At 59.1% G+C, this 25,144-nt stretch carries 25 protein-coding genes; 21 read left to right on the top strand and 4 right to left on the bottom strand.

From position 1 onward, the window contains the following. The first annotated feature begins 104 nt into the window (after positions 1-104). On the top strand, positions 105-905 hold the full coding sequence (locus tag HWX74_RS09415; protein ID WP_176013295.1) for an AraC family transcriptional regulator: 801 nt from the start codon (positions 105-107) through the stop codon (positions 903-905). 84 nt (positions 906-989) lie between these two features. Here HWX74_RS09415 and HWX74_RS09410 read toward each other — a convergent pair whose 3' ends face one another. Beyond that, positions 990-1,736 carry an SDR family oxidoreductase gene (locus HWX74_RS09410; RefSeq protein WP_176013294.1) on the bottom strand — a complete coding sequence of 249 codons (747 nt, stop codon included), beginning with the start codon at positions 1,734-1,736 and terminating at the stop codon, positions 990-992. 6 nt (positions 1,737-1,742) lie between these two features. Further along, positions 1,743-3,983 (bottom strand): 6-phosphofructokinase, encoded by a 2,241-nt coding sequence (locus HWX74_RS09405; protein ID WP_176013293.1) that lies wholly within the window; start codon positions 3,981-3,983, stop codon positions 1,743-1,745. Positions 3,984-4,226: 243 nt separating this feature from the next. Between HWX74_RS09405 and HWX74_RS09400 the strand changes: the two genes are divergently transcribed. The 18 genes from HWX74_RS09400 (at position 4,227) to pheT (ending at position 19,570) form a co-directional block, all read left to right on the top strand. Continuing rightward, entirely contained in the window at positions 4,227-5,870 is a 1,644-nt protein-coding gene (locus HWX74_RS09400) for a solute:sodium symporter family transporter (RefSeq protein WP_217704912.1), read from the top strand. 173 nt (positions 5,871-6,043) lie between these two features. After that, on the top strand, positions 6,044-6,502 hold the full coding sequence (aroQ, locus tag HWX74_RS09395) for a type II 3-dehydroquinate dehydratase (protein ID WP_176013292.1): 459 nt from the start codon (positions 6,044-6,046) through the stop codon (positions 6,500-6,502). A gap of 5 nt (positions 6,503-6,507) precedes the next feature. After that, a complete protein-coding gene (gene accB, locus HWX74_RS09390) occupies positions 6,508-6,969 on the top strand; it encodes an acetyl-CoA carboxylase biotin carboxyl carrier protein (RefSeq protein WP_217704911.1) in 462 nt (153 codons plus the stop codon). Between the two features lie 26 nt (positions 6,970-6,995). Further along, entirely contained in the window at positions 6,996-8,375 is a 1,380-nt protein-coding gene (gene accC, locus HWX74_RS09385; RefSeq protein ID WP_176013291.1) for an acetyl-CoA carboxylase biotin carboxylase subunit, read from the top strand. 33 nt (positions 8,376-8,408) lie between these two features. Next, complete coding sequence (locus tag HWX74_RS09380) at positions 8,409-8,849, top strand: Asp23/Gls24 family envelope stress response protein (protein ID WP_176013290.1); 441 nt, start codon at positions 8,409-8,411, stop codon at positions 8,847-8,849. Between the two features lie 85 nt (positions 8,850-8,934). Further along, positions 8,935-9,453 (top strand): hypothetical protein, encoded by a 519-nt coding sequence (locus HWX74_RS09375; RefSeq protein WP_176013289.1) that lies wholly within the window; start codon positions 8,935-8,937, stop codon positions 9,451-9,453. Continuing rightward, complete coding sequence (locus HWX74_RS09370) at positions 9,416-9,991, top strand: nucleoside triphosphate pyrophosphatase (protein WP_176013288.1); 576 nt, start codon at positions 9,416-9,418, stop codon at positions 9,989-9,991. The genes HWX74_RS09375 and HWX74_RS09370 overlap by 38 nt, the downstream gene beginning before the upstream one ends. Positions 9,992-10,258: 267 nt before the next feature. Next, the gene (gene rpsP, locus HWX74_RS09365; protein ID WP_176013287.1) at positions 10,259-10,621 is read left to right on the top strand and encodes a 30S ribosomal protein S16; all 363 of its coding nucleotides are present in this window, start codon (positions 10,259-10,261) and stop codon (positions 10,619-10,621) included. A gap of 46 nt (positions 10,622-10,667) precedes the next feature. Next, positions 10,668-10,997, top strand: a complete 330-nt coding sequence (locus HWX74_RS09360) for a KH domain-containing protein (RefSeq protein WP_176013286.1) — start codon at positions 10,668-10,670, stop codon at positions 10,995-10,997. A 3-nt stretch (positions 10,998-11,000) separates the two neighbouring features. Next, complete coding sequence (trmD, locus tag HWX74_RS09355) at positions 11,001-11,735, top strand: tRNA (guanosine(37)-N1)-methyltransferase TrmD (RefSeq protein WP_176013285.1); 735 nt, start codon at positions 11,001-11,003, stop codon at positions 11,733-11,735. An 18-nt stretch (positions 11,736-11,753) separates the two neighbouring features. Further along, positions 11,754-12,101, top strand: coding sequence for a 50S ribosomal protein L19 (rplS, locus tag HWX74_RS09350; protein ID WP_176013284.1), 348 nt, complete (start codon positions 11,754-11,756; stop codon positions 12,099-12,101). Positions 12,102-12,129: 28 nt separating this feature from the next. Further along, positions 12,130-12,780, top strand: a complete 651-nt coding sequence (locus HWX74_RS09345; protein ID WP_176013283.1) for a ribonuclease HII — start codon at positions 12,130-12,132, stop codon at positions 12,778-12,780. A 200-nt stretch (positions 12,781-12,980) separates the two neighbouring features. Beyond that, positions 12,981-14,711 (top strand): threonine--tRNA ligase, encoded by a 1,731-nt coding sequence (thrS, locus tag HWX74_RS09340; RefSeq protein ID WP_176013282.1) that lies wholly within the window; start codon positions 12,981-12,983, stop codon positions 14,709-14,711. A 113-nt stretch (positions 14,712-14,824) separates the two neighbouring features. Next, a complete protein-coding gene (gene infC / locus HWX74_RS09335; RefSeq protein ID WP_176014576.1) occupies positions 14,825-15,349 on the top strand; it encodes a translation initiation factor IF-3 in 525 nt (174 codons plus the stop codon). Between the two features lie 88 nt (positions 15,350-15,437). Then, complete coding sequence (gene rpmI, locus HWX74_RS09330) at positions 15,438-15,638, top strand: 50S ribosomal protein L35 (RefSeq protein ID WP_176013281.1); 201 nt, start codon at positions 15,438-15,440, stop codon at positions 15,636-15,638. A gap of 23 nt (positions 15,639-15,661) precedes the next feature. Beyond that, positions 15,662-16,015 (top strand): 50S ribosomal protein L20, encoded by a 354-nt coding sequence (gene rplT / locus HWX74_RS09325; protein WP_176013280.1) that lies wholly within the window; start codon positions 15,662-15,664, stop codon positions 16,013-16,015. Positions 16,016-16,132: 117 nt separating this feature from the next. Continuing rightward, on the top strand, positions 16,133-17,152 hold the full coding sequence (gene pheS, locus HWX74_RS09320) for a phenylalanine--tRNA ligase subunit alpha (RefSeq protein WP_176013279.1): 1,020 nt from the start codon (positions 16,133-16,135) through the stop codon (positions 17,150-17,152). A gap of 15 nt (positions 17,153-17,167) precedes the next feature. After that, on the top strand, positions 17,168-19,570 hold the full coding sequence (gene pheT / locus HWX74_RS09315; RefSeq protein ID WP_176013278.1) for a phenylalanine--tRNA ligase subunit beta: 2,403 nt from the start codon (positions 17,168-17,170) through the stop codon (positions 19,568-19,570). Positions 19,571-19,740: 170 nt separating this feature from the next. On the opposite strand, the gene HWX74_RS09310 is transcribed toward pheT, so the two are convergent. After that, a complete protein-coding gene (locus HWX74_RS09310) occupies positions 19,741-20,715 on the bottom strand; it encodes an AraC family transcriptional regulator (protein ID WP_254872341.1) in 975 nt (324 codons plus the stop codon). Positions 20,716-21,006: 291 nt separating this feature from the next. Here HWX74_RS09310 and HWX74_RS09305 point away from each other — a divergent pair, with 291 nt between their 5' ends. After that, a complete protein-coding gene (locus HWX74_RS09305; RefSeq protein WP_176013276.1) occupies positions 21,007-21,729 on the top strand; it encodes a prepilin-type N-terminal cleavage/methylation domain-containing protein in 723 nt (240 codons plus the stop codon). Positions 21,730-21,814: 85 nt separating this feature from the next. Continuing rightward, positions 21,815-24,877, top strand: a complete 3,063-nt coding sequence (locus tag HWX74_RS09300; protein ID WP_176013275.1) for a hypothetical protein — start codon at positions 21,815-21,817, stop codon at positions 24,875-24,877. Between the two features lie 73 nt (positions 24,878-24,950). Here the strand turns inward: HWX74_RS09300 and HWX74_RS09295 are convergent, their stop codons facing one another. Then, positions 24,951-25,139, bottom strand: a complete 189-nt coding sequence (locus tag HWX74_RS09295; protein WP_176013274.1) for a hypothetical protein — start codon at positions 25,137-25,139, stop codon at positions 24,951-24,953. Positions 25,140-25,144 lie beyond the last annotated feature (5 nt).

Below are 25,144 nucleotides of genomic sequence, written 5' to 3'. Positions count from 1 at the left end.
CCGGAACTTATTTACCCGAAAATTCCGGTTTCACATTCTTCGGCGGTTGCCGAACGCGGCCAACCGGGCTATGTTAATGAAAAATCGCAATCCGGTAAGAGACGATGCGCGCAATCTACGCCAATCACCTGAAAACTCTGGAAATCATCAGCTTTTTCTCCGCGCCGGCCGGCGTCAAGGAGCTCAAGCCGTTCATTTCGCCGCCGGGCCATGAAACCATCGAGATTTTAACCGGCGGCAAAGTCTGGTTCGAACAGGACGGCAGGGACCGCCTGTACGAACGGGGAACGATTTTCTGGCATGTCGCCGGGGAACCGACCATCTGCCGGATGCCGCCGGAGACCCCTTACCGCTGCCTGGTCTTTCACTTCAACGTCAATCAATCGGCGGAACGCCCGGCGCCGCGGGTCAGTTTCTGGCGGGACACCGCCACGCTGGACGGCTTCGCCAATGAAGTCGGCAAAGCCTTTCACCACGAACGCTGCGACGTCGAGCAACTGGCCGCTTACTGCTACCATACGCTCCTGTGGCAGAGCAATCGTTTCGATCATCCCGGCGGCAGCGGCGAATTATCACCGAAACTGCGCAAGGCGATGAACTACCTGGAACAGCATCTGGCCGAAAACATCTCGGTCGGCGACCTGGCGGCCAATGTCCGGATCAGCCGGCCGTATCTGTTCGAACTGTTCAAAACGCAACTGGGCCTGAGCCCTTACAAATATCTGTCCGACCTGCGTTTGAACCGGGCCCGCCAACTGCTGGCCGACAATACGGCGAGCATCAAAGAGATCGCCGCCATCTGCGGCTTCGAAAATCTTGAAGTGTTCTATCGGGCCTTCAAACGGGCAACCAACCTGACGCCCGGCCAGTATCGCGAAGAAAACGATCCATACAATTGGAATTGATCTTATTTCGCACAAAAACAACCAGCAAACGCCGGGGACAAGTCTTTCGGCCCGCCGTCAGGCCATCCGCGCAGCTGCCGGCCTTCAATCACACGGCAAAACCGAAGCGGCAGCCGCCCGCTGCCGCAGGTGCTGGCCGCCATCGACGTAAAGGATCTGGCCGGTCACCGAATCATTTTCCAGCAGGAAACGGCAGCCGGCCAGCAAGTCCGCCATCGCCACCGGCCGTTGCATCGGCACCTGCCGCAGCGTTTTCCGCATCCTGAGATGTTCCAGGCCGGGTGGCGCCAGTACCGGACCGGGCGCCAGACCGTTCACCCGGATGCGCGGCGCCCATTCCAGCGCCGCCGCCAGCGTCGCGTCTCGCAGCGCCCGCTTGGACAAGCCGTAAATCCCGCCCCAGGCGGCACTCTGCGCCACCTCCTGATCGAGCAGATTGAGGATGACCCCCTCCGTCAAACCGGCCTGGTTGTTCAAGGCCCGCATCAGCGCCAGCGGCGCCAGGTAATTCACCCGCCAGTGATCCGCATCCGCCTCCGGATTGTCTTCCGCCAGCGTTCCCGGATGAAACACCGAAGCATTGTTGACCAGGCCATCCACCCGGCCGATCGACGGCAGCAGCGCCTCGACGGCGCCGGGTTCGTTCCAATCGGCCACCGCCAGCGCATGTCCCTCCCCCGGCAGCGCCGCCAGCAACTGTCCGGCCGCCTGCTGCGAACGGCGGCAATGGATGACCACTCGGGCACCGGCATCGGCCAGCATCCCGGCAATCGCGGCGCCGACCCGGACGGCGCCGCCGGTGATCAGGATGCGTTTGCCCTTCAACTCCATCGGCGCTTACGCCTTTTCGCCGGCGGCAATCGGACGGCGGTTCAGCATTTCGGCCATCTGCTTCAGGCCGAGCCACCACTGCTCCTGCGGCCGCTGGAGGCGGCTGGATACCATCGCCCGCAATTCGTGCCAGTCGAACACCCGTAGCTTGCCTTCGCTCTGGCCGACGAACGCGCAGCAGGAAGAATCCCGGGTGATGCGGTCGATCAAGGCGGTCAGGCCGAGATGGCCGAGCCGGACGCCCTGGATGCGGTCGAACGGACTCGGCGTCCCGCCCTGCTGCATCGGCCCGAGGATCGTTTTGCGGACATCGAACCAGCCGTCGCTCTCCTCGGAGAACAACTGCTCGATGAAATCCGTCGTATAGGTCGGATTGACCAGTTCGTTGCGGATGATCAACGCCATGTGCCGTTCGGCGCTGCTGAACTGCCGCTTGAGTTCTTCGATATCGTGCTGCAGCCGCGCCAGCTTCAAACCGTCTTCGTGCAAATAGACATATTCGCCGCCGCAGGCCAGTCCGCTCATCATCGCCAGATAACCGCAGTAACGCCCCATCACTTCGACGATGAACACCCTCCGGGCGCTGTCGGCGGAATGCTTGATCTTGTCGATCGCTTCGACGATGGTATTCAAGGCGGTATCCGGCCCGATCGCCAATTCGGCGCCCGGCAGATTGTTGTTGATGCTGGCCGGCACGCAGACGATCGGCAGCCGGAACGACGGGAATTCCTTGCGGCGCTCGTTGAGCAAATCGGTCAACAGGTAACCGGACCAGCCGCCGACCATGACGAGTCCGTCGAGCTTCAACTGTTCCAGCGTCCGGGCGACGGCATAGAAATCACGGTCGCCGGGCAGATGGCGGTTGGCGCCAAGCTTGGAGCCGCCCTTCGAATTCCAGTTTTCCACCTCCATCCAGGAAAATTCCCGGGTGCGGTTCTGGATCAGGCCGTCCGCGCCGTCGACGATGCCGATGACCTGATGTCCGGCTTCCTGGCTGAGGCGGCTGATGGTGCGCAGCGCGCTGTTCATGCCCGGCGCCGGCCAGCCGCTGGTGATCATGCCGATCCTGAGGCGGCGGCGAACCGACCCGGGTTCACGCAGCGACGGCACCGCCAGCGCCAGCGTCCGGTAGATATCGCCCATTTTGCACCAGTCGCTGCCGCGCAATTCATCGGCCCTGGCGTATTCACCGGCGGCAATCGCGGCGGCAGTCGCCCGGGTTTTGGCGACCGCGTCCATCAGCGGAACGGTGCAGACCCGGTTGCCGCGCAGCGCGACCAGCCGCGATTCGTTGCTGGTATCCTTGGTGAAGGATTCGACCGCGACACAACCGAAAGCGGTACTCATATAACGGTCGAACGCGCTCGGCGCGCCGCCGCGTTGAACGTGACCGAGGATGGTGATACGCGATTCGATGTGCAGCCGCTTGTCCAGCACTTCCTGGATATAAGCCGAAGTGATCAGTTTGCCGCTGCGGTCGCGGGCCCCCTCGGCGACGATGATGATGTGATCGTGGCGGCCGGCTTTGCGGCTGGCCTCGAGCAGCGTGCAGATCGAACGCTCCCAATTTTCCACCGGCGGCGCTTCCGGGATGAACACGATGCTGGCGCCGGCGGCGATCGCGCTCATCAGCGCCAGATAACCGCAGTTGCGGCCCATCACCTCGACGATGAAGGTGCGCTGATGGCTGAAGGCCGTGCTGCTCAACGCATCGACTGCCTCGCAGATGCGATGCAGGGCCGTATCGGCGCCGATGGTCATTTCGGTCTCGGCCATGTCATTGTCGATGGAGCCGACCATGCCGACGATTTTCAGTTGCGGAAACGCTTCGATGGCGCCGGCCGGCGCCCGGTTGTCCTGAACCAGCTCCCGGACCAGTTCCGGCCATTTCGCCCGCAACTCATCCGCGCCGGCCAGACTGCCGTCGCCGCCGATGACCACCAGTTTGTCGATCCGGTGTTTCAGCAGATTGGCCACCGCTTTCAAAAGCCCGGCATGCGTTTTGAATTCCATGCTGCGGGCAGTGCCGAGAAAAGTACCGCCGAACTCCATGACGCCGCTCACCGACTCCCATCCCATCGCCTCAATCCGGTCATCCACCAGGCCCTGATAGCCCTCATAGACGCCGAACACTTCGAATCCGGCCGCAATCGCGCTGCGGACCACCGCCCGGATAGCGGCATTCATGCCCTGGGCGTCGCCGCCGGAAGTCAGCACGCCGATGGCGCCCTGGTTCAATTCATTCATGATTCGATCCTCCAATCGTCGGTTTTTTACCGCATCCCGCGGTATTGGTCCATATTCATATTAAGAAATAATTTAACGCCGCAGGACCCGTTAAGCAAATGGCCGCCCGGCGGCGGAGGAAGATTTTTTTACGGAAAAGATCGGAAACAAATTTGTAAACATTATGATTCGTATGTTACTTTAATGTAAAATCATGGCTTTTCATTTTCAAACAATTTTTTAATCAACCGACAGGGGGCTATTGTGACACTTGTAACATTTGTGTTCTTCACGGCACTGGTAGCGGTGTTGACCTGGGTTTTCACCCGCAAAGCCGACCATCACACCGGAGTGGGCTTTTTTCTGGCCGGGCGCAGTCTGACCTTTCCGTTTATCGCCGGCTCGCTGCTGCTGACCAATTTGTCGACCGAACAGATGGTCGGATTGAACGGCGACGCCTTCACCCACGGCTTGTGCGTCATGGCCTGGGAGGTGGTGGCGGTCGTCGCGCTGGTGGCGATGGCGCTGTTCTTCCTGCCGCGCTTTCTGAAAAGCGGCGTGACCACCGTGCCGGAATTCCTGGAAATGCGGTTCGACAAAACCACCCAGGTGCTCACCAACCTGATCTTTCTGGCCGCCTACGCGGTCATCCTGCTGCCGATCATCCTCTACACCGGCGCAACCGGACTGCTCGACATCCTGAACGTGCCGGAGCTGACCGGCATCCACGACCGCCGCACCCTGCTTTATCTGATCGTCATCGTCGTGGCGCTGATCGGCTCGGTTTACGCGCTGTGGGGCGGCTTGAAATCAGTGGCTTTTTCCGATACGCTGAACGGCATCGGGCTGTACATCGGCGGCCTGCTGATCACCTATTTTGCGCTGGTCAAACTCGGCAACGGCAGTTTCATGACCGGCCTGGATGTTCTGCCGCAGGAAGTAAAACCCAATGCGTTCAATTCGATCGGCGGCCCGCATACGACGGCGCCATTCTTCACGCTGTTCACCGGCATCCTGCTGATCAACGTTTTTTACTGGTGCACCAACCAGCAGATCATTCAGCGCACTTTCGGCGCCAGCTCGCTGGCGGAAGGCCAGAAAGGCGTCCTGCTGACCGGGGCGTTCAAGCTGGTCGGCCCGCTGTTCCTGGTGCTGCCCGGCATCATCGCCTACGCGCTGCTGAAAAATGAAGTCACCGCCTCCAATCAGGCTTACGGCAAACTGGTGCAACTGGTGCTGCCGAACTACCTGGCCGGATTTTTCGCCGCGGCGATGCTCGGCGCCATTCTGTCCAGCTTCAACTCGGCGCTGAACAGCACCTGCACGCTGTTCAGCCTGGGCTTGTACAAACGCCTGCTCAGGCCGGACGGCACCGACGCCGAAGTGGTCAAATCCGGACGCTGGTTCGGCTGGATCATCACCATCGTCGCCATCGTCATCGCGCCGATGCTGGATAACATGCAGAACATCTTCCAGTATCTGCAGGAGATGAACGCCATCTATTTCATTCCGATTCTGGCGGTCGTCGTCGTCGGCATGCTGTCGAAGCGGGTGCCGGCCATCGCCGCCAACGTCGCATTGGTCGCCGGTGTCGCCGTCATCGCCATCGGCTACTTCATGCCGGGCATCAAAGAATATGTCGTTCAGATGCAGAAATACCATTTCATCAGCGTCGTTTTCGTACTGCTGGTCGCCGGCATGTACCTCTATGGCGCCGTCCGCCCATTGAAGGAAGCCTGGGTGCAATATGAAGCCAGGGCGGTCGATATGACGCCGTGGAAATACGCGGTGCACATCGGCGTGCTGCTGCTGGTTGTCGTCGCGGCGATTTATGTCTGGTTCGCCGATTTCAGCGTGCTGCAGGACGTGCCGGCGGAAACGCCGATCGCGACCCAGCTGGTCGAGTGACCGGCAGAACAACTTTGCGACGTGTTATTGCGGAACGGCCGGGGCCGTTCCGCAATTTTTTGCCTGTATTCCCGCCGGGGCGGTCTTGCTGTAACCGATTGATAATTCGAAAAAAAACCATAAAAAACGATTGCTATTGGAAAAACGGTTGAAATTGTATTATATTAACTTTCATGAAAATTTTAGTCATACACGGACCTAATTTGCAGTTGCTCGGCCGTCGTGAACCGGAAATTTACGGGAATACGACGATGGACGGCATCAACGGCCGTTTACAACGGCTCGGTGCGGACCGATCAGTTGAAGTCGTCTGTTTCCAATCCAATCACGAGGGCGCCATCGTCGACGCCATCGGCCGCGCCCCGGCGGAAGGCGTCGACGGCATTCTGCTCAATCCGGCGGCCTACACCCACACCAGCATCGCCATCCTCGATGCGCTGAAAGCGGTCCGGCTGCCGGCCGTCGAAATCCACCTGAGCAACATCACCGGCCGCGAGGCCTTTCGCCATCAATCCATTACCGCCGCGGGATGCCTCGGCATCATTGCCGGTTTCGGCGCCTACAGCTACGAACTGGCCTTTGCGGCGTTGTACCATCATCTAATTGAAAAAGCAGAGAAAAAAGGAAATTGATAATTATGAAAATCGAAGAAATCAAGACGATCGTCAAATTGATGTCGGAAAATGATTTGACCGAATTCAAGATCGAAGCGGAAGAATACAATCTTTGCATCAAACGCGGCGGCACCCAGGTCGCCATTTCGGCACCGGCACCAGCCGTGCCGCTGGTTTCCGCCACGCTGCCGGCTCCGGCGGCAGTCCCGGTGCCGGTCACCGTTCCAACTGCGGAGCAGAACAATGCGCCTTTGAATACGATCGATGCGCCGCTGGTCGGCACCTTCTACCGCGCCGGTTCGCCGGATGCCAAGCCGTTCATCCAGATCGGCGACAAGGTGACGGCGGAAACGACGGTGGCGATCATCGAGGCGATGAAAGTGATGAATGAAATCAAGGCGGAAAAAGCCGGTGTGATCAAAGACGTCCTGGTCGAGAACGGCCAGGCGGTGGAATACGGCCAGCCGTTGTTCGTCATCGAATAAGTAAATATTGTTCAGGAAATTACTTGATGTTTAACAAGATTTTAATTGCCAACCGGGGTGAGATTGCGCTGCGCATCATCCGCGCCTGCAAGGAGCTGGGCATCCAGTCGGTCCTGGTTTATTCCCAGGCGGACCGGGACAGCCTGCCGGTTCAAATGGCCGATGAAGCCTACTGCATCGGCCCGGCGGCGCCCGGCGCCAGTTACCTGTTGATCGACCGTATTCTGAGCGTGGCGGCGATCAGCGACGTCGAAGCGGTGCATCCCGGTTACGGTTTTCTGGCTGAGAACGCCTATTTTGCCGAAGCGTGCCGCAAGCACAAGATCACTTTCATCGGCCCGACGCCGGAAGCGATGCGGGCGCTGGGCGACAAAGCGGTGGCCCGCGATACGATGAAAAAAGCCGGCGTGCCGACCACGCCGGGCAGCGAGGGCCTGATTTTGAGCGAAAGCGACGCGTTGAAAACGGCGCACACGCTGAAGTATCCGGTCATCATCAAAGCATCGGCCGGCGGCGGCGGACGCGGCATGCGGATCGCCCACAACGACGCCAGTTTGATCCAGGGCTACCACGCCGCCAAAACCGAAGCGGAAAATGCCTTCGGCGACGGCGCGATGTATATGGAAAAATTCCTGATCAACCCGCGCCACATCGAATTTCAGATTCTGGCCGACAACTACGGCAATGTGGTTCATCTGGGCGAACGCGACTGCAGCATTCAGCGCCGCCAGCAGAAATTGATCGAAGAGTCGCCGTCGCCGGCGCTGAATCCGCGCCTGCGGGAGAAGATGGGCACCGCGGCGGTCAAAGCGGCCAAGGCGGCCAACTACACCAATGCCGGCACCATTGAATTTCTGTTGACCGACAGCGGCGAGTTTTATTTCATGGAGATGAATACCCGCGTCCAGGTGGAACATCCGGTGACCGAGGAGCTGACCGGCATCGACATCATCAAGGAGCAGATCCGCATCGCCGCCGGCGAACGGCTCCCGTTCCGCCAGCGGGATATCAAATTTACCGGCCATGTCATCGAATGCCGGATCAACGCCGAAAACCCCGACCGCAATTTCACCCCCTCCCCCGGCCTGGTGGAAAAATTCATCCCGGCCGGCGGCATCGGCGTGCGGCTGGATTCCCATGTTTTCGCCGGATACCGGATACCGCCGTATTACGACAGCATGATCGCCAAACTGATCATTCGCGGCGCGGACCGGACGCAGGCGCTGGCCCGCTGCCAGCGGGCGTTGAGCGAATTCGTCGTCGAAGGAGTCAAGACCACCATCCCGTTCACCCAGAAAATCCTGGCCAACAAGGATTTCAAAGCCGGGAAATTCGATACCGGCTTTATCGAACGGATGATGCAGGATATCGGAAAAGTGGAAATCAACCAGGAAGAAAAAGCGTAATTGTACGCGCAAACAAATTCAGGAGTGTGCACTATGAAAGAGGCTCAGGAAGCAAAACGTCCGGCCAAAAGTCCGACCGCAGTGGTGGAACAGACTTCGGAACTCGGCAGTGTCCAGATTCATGACAATGTCATTTCTTCGCTGGTGCGCCGGGCCGCATTGAACGTCGAAGGTGTCTCCCGGCTGGCCGGCAGCACCTTTGTCGACAACATCGCCGAAATCGTCGGCAGCCGGAAAATCCAGGACCGCGCCATCACGATCATCAAGCAGGAAGAAGGGGCGCCGAAAGTCGCCGTCGAAGTCAAATTGAACATCAAAATCGGGTTCAAGGTTCCGGTCGTCGCCGAAGCGGTGCAGCGCGCCGTCATCGAGCAGGTCGAAGCCACCACCGGGACGACGGTGACGGAAGTCAACGTGCTGGTGCAGGAAATCGAAGAACTCCCGGAAGAAACGCCGGAAACGGAAGCGGAATAACGCCGCGGCAAGGTTCCGGCCGGCGGCATGAAACCGGCCGGAACGAGCTGTATTTCGGGTATCTTTCAAATTAAGAGGGTGAACGATGTCGGATTTTTGGATGCAGTTGACCGACTGGCGAACGCTGTTGACCGGCGAATTCAACCGGGGCTATCTGACCGGCGTGGCGGTGACGGTGCTCTGTCTGATCGGCTTGCTGGTGTTGCGGACTTTGATTGTGTCGAGCTTCCGCTACCGGAACACGCCCGGCATCGTGCTGCCGCAGGAAAATGGCGAACTGTTCGTATCCCGGGCAGCGATCCGCTCGGCGCTCGGCGCCTTGCAGAGCGAATTTCCATACATCGCCATCAACCGGGTACGGCTGTACGAACGCCGCAGCGTCTTTTCATTGCGGGTCGGTTTCGATTTCGACGCCCGGGGCGGCCGGCTGCCGGATTATTCGGCCGCCTTCAAACAGCGGATCCAGGAAGTTCTGCTGCAGCAGCTGGGCATCGACGCCATCCGGGACATCCGCCTGGAAGTCGGCAATGTCGGCCACGACGAAGCATTGCCGAAAACCACTGAACATGCGTTTCATGAACCGCCGCCTGCTGCTGGCCTCTAAATCGCCGCGCCGGCAGGAACTGCTGCGGCAACACGGCGTCGATTTCACCGTCGTGACGGCAGAGACGCCGGAAATCAGCAGCGCCCCGGAACCACGCCGGGTCCCGGAAATCAATGCGTTGCGCAAAGCGGAACAGGTGGGCAAGCTGTACCCGGCGGCCGTGGTCATCGGCGCCGATACGGTTATTCTGTACCGGGATGAAATCATCGGCAAACCGCGCGACCTGGCCGAGGCGGCGGCAATCTTGCACAAACTGGCCGGCAACGTTCATGAAGTGATCACCGCGGTAGCGATCTGCTGTGCCGAACTGCGGCTGGAGCGGCAATTCGCCGTCACCACCCGAGTCCGGTTCAAGGCGGTCTCCGCAGCGGTGATCGATCAATATCTCCAGGCGGTGCCGGTGCTGGACAAAGCGGGCGCCTACGCCATCCAGGACCACGGCGAACTGCTCATCCAGCAAATCGACGGCGACCGCGAAAATGTCATCGGCCTGCCGACCGGGCGGCTGCTGCTGGAGCTGAATCATTTGAACCTTTAACCCGGATCGACGGGCAATTTTTTCACCGTTGCCCCCGAGACAGCGCCGGATATTTTTTCCGATTTTCCTTCGCCTTTCGAAAAATCCTCTTGCAGAATCATTTAGTGATGATATATTATGATTTCTCCGGGCCAGTCGTCAGGTGGATGCCTGGCCCGGCCAAAGAATCGGAAGTAGTTCGATCGACTCAGGCGAATGTTCGTTTGGGTCCGGTTGGGTCGGACGAACCGGTTGAGAAACGAACAGTTTCAAACAAAAGGAAAGAAAATGGCTGTAAAAATCAGGTTGAAGAGAACCGGGACGCGCAACAAGAGCTGCTTCCGGATCGTCGTGATGGATGTGCGCTCCGCCCGTGACGGCCGGGCGATCGAAGAGTTGGGCTTCTACGACCCGCGCGGCAAACAGGAAAAAGTGGCGCTGGACCGGGTGGAATACTGGACGGGAGTCGGCGCGGCGGTCAGCGAGACGGTGGCGGCGATCATCGACCGGGCGAAAAATGGCAAATCCCTGAAAGACAAGGTCAAACCGCAGGCATTGTCCAAGAAGGCCCAGGCCAAAGCGAAGGCCGAGGCGGAAGCCAAGGCAAAAGCGGAAGCGGAAGCAGCCGCAGCCGCTGCTCCGGAAGCCTGACGATAAGAACGGTTTGCGGCCTAGCCGCGGATAAGGAAACAGTAAAGTGTTAAAAGCAATCTTAAAGCTTCTGATCGGCGACAATGGCGCGTCATCCGACGGCGCGGCGGCAGTCAAAGTCAAAAGCGAAGGCGGCCTGCAGGATCTCGAACATTTTGTCGACTATGTGGTGCGCGCGCTGGTGGATGCGCCCGATGCGGTCCGGATCAGTTCGGAATCGACGGAAGAAGCTTATGTTATTAAAATCGACTGCAAGAAAGAAGACATCGGCAAGATTGTCGGCCGGCGCGGCAAAACCATCATGGCGATTCGTTCGCTGGTCAGCGGTGCGGCCGGACGCTTGCAGAAACGGGTGACAGTCGAGGTTGTTGACTGAAAAGTGCGCATCGATGTGGTAACGCTCTTCCCGGAAATTTATCCGGGCCCGCTGGGCAGCAGCATCATCGGGCGGGCGGTGAAGAACGGCCTGCTTGAGATCAGAGCGGTTGATCTGCGGGAGTTCTCCCACGACCAGCGCGGAACGGTGGATGACAAGCCGTACGGCGGCGGGCCGGGGATGCTGATGAAAGTGGAACCGCTGTTCGAATGCGTCGAAGCGTTGCGCGAAGCGGAAACGCTGGTGGTGATGACTTCACCGCGCGGCCGGAAATTCGACCAGGAAATGGCGGCGGAGCTGGCAGGGCTGGAGCATCTGGTGATCGTCTGCGGCCATTATGAGGGCGTCGACGAGCGGGTGCGGACTGGAGTGATCGACCGGGAAATTTCGATCGGCGATTACATCCTGACCAGCGGCAACCTGGCGGCGATGGTGATGGCGGATGCGATCTCGCGGCTGTTGCCGGGGGTGCTCGGCAAGGACGAGTCCAGTCAGGAGGAATCCTTCTCGCAGGGACTGCTGGAGTATCCGCAGTATACGCGGCCGCCGGAATACCGCGGCATGAAAGTGCCGGAGATTCTGTTGTCCGGCGATCACGGCAGGATAGCCGCCTGGCGGCGGGCCTGTTCGGAAACGCTGACACGGGAATTGCGGCCGGATTTGTGGGAACGTTACCGGGCGCAGCGGAGTGAAGAATCGGATTCTTCCGGAGAAAGTTGGAATGGACAAAATAAATAAACTTGGAGGCAAGTTGAAATGAACATATTGGACAAGATCCGCAACGAAGGTTTGAAGGAGAATGTCGCGGATTTCAATATCGGCGACAACGTCAAGGTTTTCGTGAAAATCGTCGAAGGCAACACGGAACGCATTCAGGTGTTTGCCGGTACGGTCATCGCCCGCCGCGGCAGCGGCATCGAAGCGACCTTTACGGTGCGCCGGGTGGTTTCCGGCCAGGGTGTCGAACGGGTATTCCCGATCAACAGCCCGCGCATCGACCACATCGAGGTAGTCCGCCGCGGCAGCGTGCGGCGCGCCAAACTGTTTTATCTGCGCAACAAGATCGGCAAGGCGGCCCGCGTCAAGGAGCTGCGCGTCAACTGACAAGACCGATCATGCAGTCAGTCTGGCCATGAAATTTCTGGCGACAGAAACGGAACTCCTCTGCCTCGAGCGATCGAAGTGGGCAGAGGGGTTTTCTTTTGTGGCCGGCATCGACGAAGTGGGGCGCGGTCCGCTGGCCGGACCGGTGGTGGCCGCCGCGGTGGTGCTGCCGCGCGACACGCCGTTGCCGGCGGTCAACGACTCCAAATTGTTGTCGGAAGCCAGGCGGCGGGAACTGGCGGCCGCCATCCGGGAACTGCCCGGCGTCGATTACGGGATAGCCGAGGTTTCGGTCGAAGAGGTCGATCGGCTCAATATCCTGCAGGCGACCCATCTGGCGATGCGGCTGGCGGTCGGCAAACTGCGGCGGGCCGATTTTCTGCTGATCGACGGCCGGCCGGTGCGGCAGATGCCCGGCCCGGCGCTGGCGGTGGTCAAAGGCGATCGAAAATCGGCGTCGATCGCGGCAGCCAGTATTTTGGCGAAGGTGTACCGGGATGAACGGATGGTCCGTTACGGGATGGAATTTCCCGGTTATGGTTTTGAGGAACACAAGGGGTACGGCACGGCGCAGCACCTGGCGGCGCTGCGCAGGCTGGGCGTTACGCCGATTCATCGCCGGTCGTTTGCGCCGGTGCGGGAACTGCTGGCGACGGCCGAACAGATGACGTTGCTGTGAACGAGGATGAAAATGTGCAATCGATTTTTACTGCCCAATGACAGGAGGCTGCCCCGCGTTACCAACGCGGGTGTGACCGGATGCGGCCCCGGGCCGACGACATCCTCCGGGTTGAATGAGCAAACTCCGGCAGCGATCGGCTGTCTTTCCATATCGATACAGGAATTTTTTAATTTCAGATACTATTTTGGAGATAAACAATGAGTAAATTTCCTTTGGAAACGATTCGTCACAGCGCCTCCCATGTGATGGCGGCGGCGGTCAAAGAGTTGTTCGGCGACGTCAAATTCGACATCGGTCCGGCAACCGGGGACGGCTTCTATTACGATTTCGACATGGCGCATCGGCTGACGCCGGAAGATCTGGAAACGATCGAAGCGGCGATGCGCAAGCTCTGCAATAAAAAACTGCCGTTCGAATCTTTCGAACTGAGCCGGGCGGAAGCGGAAAAGTTGCTGCGCGACAACAACCAGCCCTATAAGCTGGAGCGCCTGAAAGACATTCCGGAAGGCGAAAGAATCAGTTTTTACCGGTGCGGCGATTTCACCGACCTGTGCCGCGGCCCGCACGTCGAGCACACCGGCCAGATCGGCGCGTTCAAGCTGATGTCGATCGCCGGGTCCTATTTCCGCGGCGACGAAAAGAACCCGATGCTGCAGCGTATTTACGGCACGGCGTTTGCCGACAAAGCGGAACTGCACGCCTATCTGCAGCTGCTGGAAGAGGCCAAAAAGCGCGACCACCGCAAACTGGGCAAGGAGCTGGACCTGTTCAGCTTCTCCGATAACGTCGGGCCCGGCCTGGTCTTGTGGCATCCGAAGGGCGCCTTCATCCGCAACGCCTTCGAAACCTACTGGCGGGCCGAACATTACCGGAACGGTTACGAGTTGCTCTACACGCCGCACATCGGCCGCAGCGACCTGTGGCGGGTCAGCGGTCACCTCGAATGCTACAAGGATGCGATGTATTCGCCGATCAAGATCGACGATGCCGAGTATTTCGTCAAACCGATGAACTGTCCGTTTCACATCGAAATTTACAAATCGCGGCTGCGTTCCTACCGGGAACTGCCGCTGCGCTGGGCGGAGCTGGGCACGGTTTACCGTTATGAAAAATCCGGCGTGCTGCACGGCCTGCTGCGGGTGCGCGGCTTCACCCAGGATGATTCGCACATCTTCTGCACGCCGGAACAGATCGAGGAAGAGATCGCCGAGGTGCTGCGTTTCAGCCTGAACATCTGGAAGACCTTCGGCTTCACTGAAATCAAGCCGTATCTGGCGACCCGGCCGGCCAAGGCGGTCGGCGAACCGGAACGCTGGGAACAAGCACTGCACTCATTGGAAAATGCCGTGCGCAAAGCCGGGCTGCAATGCGAAGTCGACGAAGGCGGCGGCGCCTTCTACGGCCCGAAGATCGACTTGAAAATCAAGGATGCGATCGGCCGGGAATGGCAGACCTCGACGATTCAGTTCGACTTCAATCTGCCGGAACGTTTCGACATGTCCTATATCGGCGAAGACGGCAAAAAACACCGGCCTTACATGGTCCACCGGGCGTTGTTCGGTTCGCTGGAACGCTTCTTCGGCATTCTGGTCGAACAGTATGCCGGCGCCTTCCCGCTGTGGCTGGCGCCGATCCAGGCCAGAATCCTGCCGATCACCGAAAAGCAGCGGGATTTCGCCTGGGAAGCGGCGCGCGAACTGAAGCGAAAGGGATTGCGCGTCGAAGTGGACGACCGGTCGATGGGACTCGGCGGCCGCATCAAGGACGCCCGCAATGAACGGATCGCTTATCTGCTGGTCATCGGCGAGCGGGAAGCGGCGGAACGGCGGATCGCGGTACGGACGCGGCGTGAAGGAGAAGTCGGCGCTCTTTCCATCGAGCAAGTTGCAGAAAAAATGCAAAATGAGGTTGATAATAAAATCTGCTGACTCTATATTATTGAAAGAGCGGATTTTGGCTCCGGTACGGCGAGAAGCAATGCCGGAGCATCTTTACCGCGGAACAGTAAGTCAGTCGGAATGCAAAAAAGGAGGATGTTCTTATCGCTAAGCTGTTAAAACCCGGAGATCGTACTTTCACCGCCGATGAGGTCAGACTGATCGGCCAGGATGGAGAGCAGTTGGACATTGTTTCATATGCGCGTGCCAGGGAGCTGGCGCAGGAAGCCGGTCTGGATCTGGTACTGGTTTCAGAGAAAGCAGTGCCGCCGGTGGTTCGTATCATGGACTACGGCAAGCTGGTCTTTGAACAGAAAAAGAATCTCAAGGCGCAGCGCAAGAACAATCAGGCCCAGAAAGTCAAGGAAGTCAAGTTCCACGTCAATATCGACACCAACGATTATAACATAAAATTGAAACGCGGGATTGAATTTCTGCAGGAAGGCTGTAGATTAAAGCTCACGTTGATGTTGCGGGGCCGTGAAATGGCGCACAAGGACATCGCATTCGAACTGATGGACCGCGTGATGGCGGATCTGGCGGAATACGGTGATTCGGACGGCAAGCCCAAAATGCTCGGACGCAGCATCACGGTCGGATTCGCACCGAAGGCGAACAAACGCCCCTGAATTGCGGTGCGGCGCCGGATCAGGCTGATGGCATCTGCCGATCCGGGGCGAAAGCGAAAACTTTGTCACAATACAAGGAGTACAAACGATGCCGAAGCTGAAGACCAGAAAATGTGCCGCCAAGCGGCTCAAGATGACCGGTACCGGCAAGTACCGGCACAACAAAGTGGGAGCCCGTCACCTGATGACCGGCAAGAACGCCAACCGCCGCCGCCGCCTCAGAGAAGACGGTGCCGTTTCCAGCGCCGAAAAGCGCCGGATCAAAGTCGCATTGCCGTATGGCCTGTAATTCGGAAAGTGTGAGGTAAAACTATGGCAAGAGTTACTTGTGCGGTCGCCAGCAGAAAACGCCGGAAACGGGTATTGGAGCAGGCCAAAGGATTCTACGGCTGCAGCAGCAAAAACATTCGTACCGCCTACGATGCCGTCGATAAGGCGTTGGTGCACGCCTATGAAGGCCGGAAGCAGAAAAAACGCCAGTACCGCCGTTTGTGGACGGTGCGTATCAACGCCGCCTGCCGGATGCTCGGCACCAATTACAGTCAGTTTATGAATGGTCTGAAAAAGGCCAATATCGAGCTGAACCGCAAAGTTCTGGCGGATTTGGCAGTGACGGAATTTCAGGAGTTTAAGGCCTTGGTTGCGAAAGTCACCCAAGCCAACTAACTTGTTTCGTCTTACCGAATCACCGACAGCTTGGAAGTGGCCCCGCCCCTTTCAGGCTGTCTTTTTTTTGTATTTACAGCAAATTTTAACTGGTTCAATAACATACAGGTTTGGAAAATGAACCCCATCATCGAAAAGATTCAGGCGGCGTTGACCATGGCCGGACGCCGCGCCGAACAGGCGGCCGACGCCGCCGAGCTGGAAGCGTTGCGGATCGAAATTTTCGGACGCAAAGGCCTGTTTCCGGCCCTGAGCAAGGAAATGAGCACGGTTCCGCCGGAAGAGCGGAAAGCGGTCGGACAGGCATTCAATGAAGCCAAAAGCGAATTTCAGAATTTCTTCGAAGCGGCGGAAAATCGGCTGGCCGGCTGCGCAACGACCGGAATCGAACCGCCCGACCTGACGCTGCCGGGCCGGAAATGGTCGAGCGGCCGCAAACATCCGATCGCCGCGATGATCGACGACTGTGTGGCGATTTTCCGGCGGATGGGGTTCATCGTCGCCAGCGGGCCGGAAGTGGAGGACGTTTATCATAACTTCGACGCGCTGAATACGCCGGCGGACCATCCGTCGCGCGATCCGGGCGACACCTTTTATTTCCCGGACGGCCGGCTGCTGCGCACCCAGACTTCGCCGGTTCAGATCCGGGTCATGGAAAGCCAGGAACCGCCGGTGCGGATCGTCGCGCCGGGCCGCTGCTTCCGGCGGGACACGCCGGACGCGACCCACAGCATGAACTTCCATCAAATCGAGGGACTTTCCATCGACCGGAACGTTTCGATGGCGGATTTGAAGAGCGTGCTGCAGACCTTCGCCTGGGAAATGTTCGGCAAAGGGGTGAAAATCCGCTTGCGGCCGCATTTCTTCCCGTTCACCGAACCAAGCGTCGAATACGATTTCAGTTGCATCATCTGCGGCGGCAAGGGTTGTTCGGTCTGTAAACAGTCCGGTTACCTGGAAATCGCCGGCGCCGGCATGGTCGACCCGAACGTGCTGCGCAACGTCGGCTACGATCCGGAAATCTGGAGCGGTTATGCCTTCGGCATGGGCATCGAACGGTTGACGATGATGCGCTACCGGATCAACGATATCCGGCTGCTGTATGAAAACGACGTGCGGTTTCTCGAACAGTTCTAACTGGGGTTTTGGACAATGAAAATATCCTATCAATGGCTGGCGGAATTCGTCGATATCTCGTGTGGGTTGGAAAAATTGTGCGAGAAACTGACGATGGCCGGAATCGAAGTGGAAGCAATCGAAGAAAGCAAACGGGTGCCCGACGGCGTGGTGATCGCCGACATCCTGGAGCGGCAGCCGCATCCGAACGCGGAAAAGTTGTCGGTCTGCCGGGTTTCCATCGGCCGGGAAACGCTGCAGATCGTCTGCGGCGCGCCGAATTGCGACGCCGGCAAGCGGGTGCCGCTGGCCACCGTCGGCACGGTGATGGTCTCGCCGGAAGGGCAATTCAAAATTAAGAAGTCGAAACTGCGCGGCGTTGAATCGTGCGGCATGATGTGCAGCGGGGCCGAGCTCGGACTGAACGACGACGACGACGGTTTGCTTGAGCTGTCGACCGATTTGCCGGCCGGCACGCCGCTCGGCCGACTTTACCCGGGCGATGCCTGCATTGAAGTGGAAGTGACGCCGAACCGGCCGGACTGGCTGTCGCACTGGGGAATCGCCCGCGATGTCGCCTGCCTGTTGAATACGACGGCCAGGCTGCCGGAAATCGCGGCGCCGGCCGCCGCCCGGCCGGAGACGATCGACAATCTGGTGACGGTGGAAGCGCCGGACCTGTGTCCGTTGTACACCGCCCGCGTCATCCGCAATGTCAAAATCGCCGAAAGTCCGGACTGGCTGAAGGAACGGCTGCAGAGCATCGGCCTGCGGCCGATCAACAACGTCGTCGACGTCACCAACTTCGTCCTGATGGAGCTGGGACAGCCGCTGCACGCCTTCGACCGCAGCAAATTGAGCGGCGGCCGGGTCGTCGCCCGGCGGGCGCGCGACGGCGAAACGATCACGACGCTGGACGGCAAAACGGTCAAACTGGCCGAACGCCATCTGGTCATCGCCGACGCCGGGCAACCGATGGCGCTGGCCGGCATCATGGGCGGCGAATCCAGCGGGGTGACCGAATCGACGACCGAAATCCTGCTGGAGAGCGCCCTGTTCCAGCCGTCCAATATTCGGGCGACCAGCCGGGAGCTGGGCATTTCCAGCGATTCTTCCTACCGCTATGAACGCGGCGTCGATTTCGACATGGTGAAAACCGCCAGCGACCGGGCAGTGCAATTGATTCTGGCGACCGCCGGCGGCGAACTGGTCACCGAACTGGCCGAAGTGTGCGAAAGAGTGCCGCCGGAAAAGGAGATCCTCTGCCGTTTCGACCGTGTCCGCCGGCTGCTCGGCTATGAAGTCGACAACGAAGCGATGATGGATATTTTCCGGAAATTGCGCCTGACGGTATTCGATGTTTCGGCGGAATCCTGCCGCGTCCGGGTGCCGCGTTTCCGGCCGGACCTGGAGCGGGAAGCGGATCTGGCCGAGGAAGTGGCCCGGATCAACGGCCTGGATATGGTGCCGCTGAAGCCGGTGGCCGCCAAAGTGGTCAACACGCTGGCGGAAGACGCCCATTGGGCCAGCCAGCAATTGCGGGAGGAGCTGATCCATTTCGGTCTCTACGAATGCATGCATTACAGCATGGTGTCGGAGGAATCGGCATTGAGCGACAAACGCTTCCGCGCGTCGGACCTGATCCGGATCGGCAATCCGCTGAGCCTGGAACTGGCCTGGCTGCGGCCGTCGCTGTGGGGCGAGATGCTGCAGACGGTGGAGCGGAACGTCTCCCGCCGCAATCTGTCGTTCCGTCTGTTCGAATTCGGCCGGGTGTTCTGCGGCAACGCCGCCCTGTTTCCGGAAGAACGCACCGAATGCTGTATCATGATTTCCGGCCGGAAAGCGCCGGAACGCTATTCGGCCGAGCTGGAAGCGCGCTATGATTTCTATGATCTCAAAGGCCTGCTCGAAAGTCTGTTTGAACAGCGCAAGCTGGTCGATTACGGCTTTGAAGCAACCGAAGATGCCCGTTTCGCGCCGCATTGCTGCGCCGCCATCAAACTGGACGGCCGGGTGATCGGCCACCTCGGCAAGCTGGCGCCGGAATACACCAAAAACTGGCGGACCGCCGATCCGGTGTTCGCCGCCGTGTTCGAAGTCGCCGCCGTCCTGAACGGCAAAATCCGGTCGCTTTATTATCAGCCGCTGTCGCAATTCCCGGCGACGACCCGCGATGTCGCGTTTATCGCCCGGGAAAATCTGACCCATGCGGAAATTTTGAAATTCATCCGGCAGAGCGGGCTGAAAAATCTGGAAAAAATCGAGTTGTTCGATATCTTCGAAGATGAAAAAATCCTCGGTCCCGGCCGGAAGAGCATGGCGTACAAGCTGACCTTCCGCAATGCGGCAAGGACGCTCACCGACGAAGAGGTCAACGCGGCGTTCGAAAAATTGCGCAAACGACTGGCCGGCGACCTCGGCGTCGAATTGCGCTAGAGGGTGGACAACCTGAGGCGCGGGCAGAAAAACCTTTGGCAGCAAAGGATCTTTTCTGCCCGCGCTCTTCTTTTCCCTCAATCGCCCGCCCGCCTTCCGGCTCCGGCAAAACCAGGCGGCAAAGGCCATCCGCGCGGGTATTATACTGTTTTGTTTTCAGAAAACACCGCTCAAAAGCGGAACTCGCCGGCATTGGCGCGCCGGTACTCGCGCGGCGAACAGTTGAAGCCGGCGCGGAACGCCGCCGAAAAGGCCGCCAGCTTACGGTAGCCGACCCGTTCGGCAATCAGGCCGATCGCCATGTCGGTTTCCAGCAGCAACTGGCCGGCCTGCCGGATGCGCAAATGCTGCAGGATGGCGCCGGGCGTGTCGTGGTAGATGTTCTTGACCTGCCGGATGAAAGTTGGAATCGACATATTGACGTGTTTGGCCATCTCCCGGAGCGTCCACTCATCGGCGAGCGACAGATTGATCTTATTCCACAGCAGATCGAGCTGGTTGCGTTCGGAGTTGGCCGGCTCGTGGTTCAGAAGCTGCAGCAGATCACGCTCAAGATACAGCAGCAGCGTTTCGGCGGCATGTTCGGCCAATTCGGCGGCATGGAGTTTCGGCCGGCCGACCGGCAAATTCAACGACCGCATGACTTGGTCCTGATTGTGCAGATCCAGATACAGATAGCTGGGACGGGCAACATCGAAATGCTCCTGGTGCAGCGAGAATACTTCAGTGGCGAACGTCCGGGCGGCATAGTCCAAGCCGGACAGCGAATCGGCGCGGCCAACGACCGGTTTGTTCAGATTGATGAAATCCCAGCGCTTTTCGGCAGTCGACAAATGCACCCACAGAAATTCCCACGGCCGGGGCCCGTCCTGATAATAGAGGTGCTCGACATAAGCGGGCATCAGGATCAGCGAACGGGGCGGCGGCCGCACTTCCAGCCCGTTGGAACACAGATAACCGTCACCGGACAGCGTAAACAAGGCCAGGTGAAAATCCGGCGTCCGCCGGATCCGGAACCCCGGCGTGGCATGGCTGATGCCGGCCAGCAGTACGCCGTTGGCCTGCAGCAGCATCGCCGCTTTCTGCTGATAGTAGATCGGCAGAAAAAGCTGATCGCAATCGGCCGGGATGACCTTCTCGTGCATCACATATTTTTTCTTCCTGGCCACAGTCCCTTTCCCGAGTCGCGCCGGATTGCAATCGGCATGACAATTTTATCACTTGACGATTAAAAAGAAACAATTTTTTCCAAAAATACCATTATTTTGATAATTTAACGATCATTTTTGAAAATGCAAGGGCTTGTCAAAATCGGAAAAATTATCTATAATATTATCATGATCGGTTTTCCAATGGTCTTTCGGTTAGCGTATCGAGGCAGAAAGGAAAACACTCAAGAAAAAGATTTTCAATCTCATCTAATAAGGAGATGAAAAATGAGAAAGAGTTTTACATTGATCGAACTGCTGGTCGTGATCGCGATTATCGCCATTCTTGCCAGCATGCTGCTGCCGGCCCTGGGCAAAGCGAAGCAGAAGGCGGTCGCCATCAGTTGCGCCAGCAACCTCAAGCAGGTGATGTTGGGCGGCCAGCTTTACGCCGGCGACAACAAAGATTATCTGCTGCTTTACTATTATGAAGATAACGGCATCAACTGGCCGTGGAGCGTGCCGCTGGCCGATACCGATCACTGCGACTCCGCCGGCTACCTGGACAGAAACGTTGTTTTCTGCCCGTCGGTCAAGCTGCCGAATACGGACAACAACTGGGATTGGCAATGGCGCACCTACGGTTATCTCAATATGAAGGACAACCAGGATTTTTACAACGATCACAAAGAATCCTGGGGCAACTTCATGATTTACGGCAATCCGAATTACTATGCGCAATTCTTTATTCTGTCGAATATGAAAGCGCCGACTGAAATCCCGGTATTCGCCGACACGCTGACCGCCGAAGGCGGGTGGATGGGCAGCGGCTTTTACTCCTTCTATCCGGACCAGCCGGGCGAAAGCAGCGCCGCCGCCATCAATCACGGCAACAGCGGCAACGTCGCTTTCGGCGACGGCCACGTCGAAGCCCAGACGGTAGGAGATTTTCGCGATATGGATTTCACGACTTTGGTGGTCGACGGCGTAATCAAGAACTACAGTAACTGATGAGATCCTCTCGGGCAACGGCAATTCAAACCGTTTCGGGCCGCCCTCAGGGCGGCCCTGTCGGCGTAACACAATGGAGGCGCAAGTGATACAACGGACAGGGATGCTACTGATCGGCCTGGCCTTGCTGGCGGCAATATGGCCGGTGACGGCGGAAGACACCACGTTGAACTATCAAGTCCGGATCACGCCGGAGCTGGCCGGCTGGCGTTTTTCGAACGGCCCGGAATTTCCGGGTGCGGCCGGAACGCTGTCGCATCGGGACGGCGCGGTGCGCGTCGACGGGGATTTTTCAAACGGCGGCGGTTATGTCGCGGCGTTCTGGACGGGAACGATGGAATTCGGCCTTCTGCGCTTTCAGGTCAGGACCGCTGCCGCCAATCTGGCGGTGCGCTTCACCGATGCCGACGGCGAAACCCACCAGCATTTCCTGCCGCTGTCGGGCAATGCCGACGACTGGCAGGAACTTCAAGTGCCGGTCGCCGGTTCTCCCGAACATCACTGGGGCGGCGACAACGACGGCAAACTGCGGCAGCCGGTCAATGAAATCGGTTTTGTGGTCCACCGCGGCGATTTCGACGTCCACCGCGGCACTTTTGAAGTGACGGATGTCCGGCTCGACGAGATTGCCGCCGGCAGTCCGCCGCCCTACCGTTCACCGGCGCCGGAAAAAAACTTTATCGCCCCCGGCAGCCGCGAACCGATTCAACTTCAACTGCTGATGACGCCGACGGCCATGCCGACGGCGGCGCTGGCCTATTGCTATCGCGATTACAGCGGAAAAACGGTAGCCGGCGGCACTGCCGAATTCGATGCCGACCAGCAGGTCATCTCGGTTCCGCCGCCGCAGCAGATCGGCTATTACGACCTCCTGCTGCCGGAACTGGGCATCTGGTCCGGCGTCGTCGTCGATGAGCCGTTCGACGGCGAATATGATGATTACTTCGCCATCGACTCCTCGTTCAGCTGGGGCGGACCGCCGGACGATGAAGCGATGATCCGCAGCTATCTGCGCCTGCTCAAACAGAACGGCATCCGCTGGAACCGCGACCGGATCGCCTGGGATTTCATCAATCCGGCCCGAAACCGTTACCATTTCGCCGACCGTTTCGATCTCTATCACCGGATCGCCGCGTCAGAAGGCATCCGAACGCTGGACACCTTTCACGACACTCCGGCCTGGAACCGGCTCGACGCGCCGGGAGAATACGGCTCCAACCGTTACCCGCGCGATCTGATCGCCGCCGCCGGCAGCTGGAGCGCGATCGTCCGGCATTGGGGCGGCACGCTGCAGGCGCTGGAGGTCTGGAATGAACCGGATATCTTTTTCGGCAACGATTTTCCGGGTGAATTCGTCACCGCTTTCACCAAGGCGGTTTCGCGGCAGTTCGCCGCCGACAAAATCGACGCGCTGGTGGTCGGCGGCGTGTTCGCCGGCACCCGGGAGGAGAGCAATTTTTACCGGCTGTATCTGGAAAACGGCCTGCTCGCCGATTGCGACGTGCTCAGCTTCCACACCTACAATGTCACTACGGCGCTGGAACGGCAGATGACGTTACTGCGGGAAACCGAATTGCAGCTCGCGCCGGACCGGGCCGGCATTCCGTACTGGATCACCGAATGCGGCATGCCGTGGAAACGCGGCACCCATCGCGCCCTGGTGCCGGACGACCTTCACAGCGCGGCGGAAATCGTCGGCAAGGCGCTGGAATTCCGTGCCCTCGGAGTTGAACGCTATTTTGCGTTCGAATATAAATATTACGACGAAAACCAGAATAATTTCGGCATGATGGACCGCAATTTCGCCCCGATGCGTTCGATGGCCGCCTATACCCACCTGGTACGGGCAGTCGGCAACAAGGCATATATCGGCGACCTGAAACTGGACGGTGCGGTGCGCAGCCGGGTCTTTTCCGACGGCACAGAGACGGTCGCGGCGGTTTACACCGGTCTGAAAGAGCGCCCGACCGACTTCCTGATACTGCCGGCCGGTCTGCCGTACGTCCGGGCCGCCGGTCTCGACGGCCGGCCGCTTGAAGTGAACGGCAACCGGCTGCCGATGACCGATGGCATCGCCTACCTCTATCTGTCGGAACCGGCGGCCCGGAATTTTATCGAACCGGACACCCGGGCGATGCAGCTTTACCGGCTGGCGAAGGATTTCAACGCCTCGCCGCGGGCGGCCAAAGCGGTCGTCATCCAGCCGGATTATGAACTTGCCGGCCAGTTCTACACCTGTTACGGCTACGATGTGGTACGCGAAAAACCGATGACGTTCCGCCTGAAATTCAATAATTTCTCGGACTGCTCCGTCATGGTTGCGCCGGCACTGCAGTTGCCGGAAGGCATCGAAGCGGTCGCCTTCGCTTCGGCACCATTCGAACTGCCGCCCGCCGCCGCTCAGACCTTCGAATTCACGGTCAAAATCAACGACCGGCTGCCCGCCAACACCTATACCCATTTCCAGGTGACGGACAGCAACGGCAACGCGACGCCGCTGGCGATTTCCCTGCGCGCCAATGAACGCCGGAGCGGCGAAATTCTGCCGCTGACGCCGGCAACCCAACAGTTCGATCCCGATTCGCTCGCCGCAGCCGACGGCTGGATTGAACTGGACAAGGTGGACTGGCACGGCTGGCAGGGCGGTTTGATCGACTGCAACATCGCCGCAAAATTCCGGGTATTGTACACCGCCGACCGTCTGCAGTTGCAAGTGCTGGTCGAAGATGGCATCCACAGTTGCAATTACCCGGCCGGCGACGCCTGGAACGGCGATTCCGTCCAGTTTGCCGTCCAGTTGCGGGAAGCGCACGGCGGGCTGCTGAACAGCTCGTACCATGAATTCACCGCCGCCCGGTCACAGGACGGCGAGCACCTGTTCCGGCATATCGGCGCCCCGGCCGGCCTGGCCGATGACGGCACAAGACTGCAACTGCTGGAACCGGCGCCCGGACTCTGGCTGTATGTGATCGATCTTGATAAAACGGCAATCGGCGCCGATCATTTCGGGCCGGAATACCTGCTCGGTTTTTCCCTGCTGGTCAACGGCAGCAACGGCGAAGTGCGCGACGGGTACCTCGAATGGGGCGGCGGCATCGCCGCAGACAAGGGAATCGCCTCCTTCAACGAGTTGCATTTCAGCCGCTGAATCAAAAATACAGCCGCGGCCGGGAACGGCCTGGACCGCGGCCCGTCCCTCTCAGTTATCCAGAAAAACCGGGTCAGAAGAGCACGAAGAAAAGTCCGCCAAGCACCACGGCGGCGAAAACAGCCGCCCAGATCAGCCGGTTGCGGGCGTAATTCCGGACGCGCCGTTCGCGCCGGCGGCCGGACAGGCGGTGAAAACCGCCGGGATGGATATAGCGGCTTAAATTGCGTCGAGGACGTTTCGCGGTAAAACGGCGCCACATAATTT

Origin of the sequence: Victivallis sp. Marseille-Q1083, from assembly GCF_903645315.1 — a bacterium.
Taxonomy (GTDB): domain Bacteria; phylum Verrucomicrobiota; class Lentisphaeria; order Victivallales; family Victivallaceae; genus UMGS1518.
The sequence above is the reverse complement of the archived record's forward strand: the minus strand, read 5'-3'. Positions and strand labels throughout refer to the sequence as shown.

What these genes read in the sequence shown, in the direction of transcription:
- HWX74_RS09415 (WP_176013295.1), top strand. Translation starts at nt 105, where the DNA reads ATGCGCGCAATCTACGCCAATCACCTGAAAACTCTGGAAATCATCAGC.
- HWX74_RS09410 (WP_176013294.1), bottom strand. Translation starts at nt 1,736, where the DNA reads ATGGAGTTGAAGGGCAAACGCATCCTGATCACCGGCGGCGCCGTCCGG.
- HWX74_RS09405 (WP_176013293.1), bottom strand. Translation starts at nt 3,983, where the DNA reads ATGAATGAATTGAACCAGGGCGCCATCGGCGTGCTGACTTCCGGCGGC.
- aroQ (WP_176013292.1), top strand. Translation starts at nt 6,044, where the DNA reads ATGAAAATTTTAGTCATACACGGACCTAATTTGCAGTTGCTCGGCCGT.
- accB (WP_217704911.1), top strand. Translation starts at nt 6,508, where the DNA reads ATGAAAATCGAAGAAATCAAGACGATCGTCAAATTGATGTCGGAAAAT.
- accC (WP_176013291.1), top strand. Translation starts at nt 6,996, where the DNA reads ATGTTTAACAAGATTTTAATTGCCAACCGGGGTGAGATTGCGCTGCGC.
- HWX74_RS09380 (WP_176013290.1), top strand. Translation starts at nt 8,409, where the DNA reads ATGAAAGAGGCTCAGGAAGCAAAACGTCCGGCCAAAAGTCCGACCGCA.
- HWX74_RS09375 (WP_176013289.1), top strand. Translation starts at nt 8,935, where the DNA reads ATGTCGGATTTTTGGATGCAGTTGACCGACTGGCGAACGCTGTTGACC.
- HWX74_RS09370 (WP_176013288.1), top strand. Translation starts at nt 9,416, where the DNA reads ATGCGTTTCATGAACCGCCGCCTGCTGCTGGCCTCTAAATCGCCGCGC.
- rpsP (WP_176013287.1), top strand. Translation starts at nt 10,259, where the DNA reads ATGGCTGTAAAAATCAGGTTGAAGAGAACCGGGACGCGCAACAAGAGC.
- rplS (WP_176013284.1), top strand. Translation starts at nt 11,754, where the DNA reads ATGAACATATTGGACAAGATCCGCAACGAAGGTTTGAAGGAGAATGTC.
- HWX74_RS09345 (WP_176013283.1), top strand. Translation starts at nt 12,130, where the DNA reads ATGAAATTTCTGGCGACAGAAACGGAACTCCTCTGCCTCGAGCGATCG.
- thrS (WP_176013282.1), top strand. Translation starts at nt 12,981, where the DNA reads ATGAGTAAATTTCCTTTGGAAACGATTCGTCACAGCGCCTCCCATGTG.
- rpmI (WP_176013281.1), top strand. Translation starts at nt 15,438, where the DNA reads ATGCCGAAGCTGAAGACCAGAAAATGTGCCGCCAAGCGGCTCAAGATG.
- rplT (WP_176013280.1), top strand. Translation starts at nt 15,662, where the DNA reads ATGGCAAGAGTTACTTGTGCGGTCGCCAGCAGAAAACGCCGGAAACGG.
- pheS (WP_176013279.1), top strand. Translation starts at nt 16,133, where the DNA reads ATGAACCCCATCATCGAAAAGATTCAGGCGGCGTTGACCATGGCCGGA.
- pheT (WP_176013278.1), top strand. Translation starts at nt 17,168, where the DNA reads ATGAAAATATCCTATCAATGGCTGGCGGAATTCGTCGATATCTCGTGT.
- HWX74_RS09310 (WP_254872341.1), bottom strand. Translation starts at nt 20,715, where the DNA reads ATGCACGAGAAGGTCATCCCGGCCGATTGCGATCAGCTTTTTCTGCCG.
- HWX74_RS09305 (WP_176013276.1), top strand. Translation starts at nt 21,007, where the DNA reads ATGAGAAAGAGTTTTACATTGATCGAACTGCTGGTCGTGATCGCGATT.
- HWX74_RS09295 (WP_176013274.1), bottom strand. Translation starts at nt 25,139, where the DNA reads ATGTGGCGCCGTTTTACCGCGAAACGTCCTCGACGCAATTTAAGCCGC.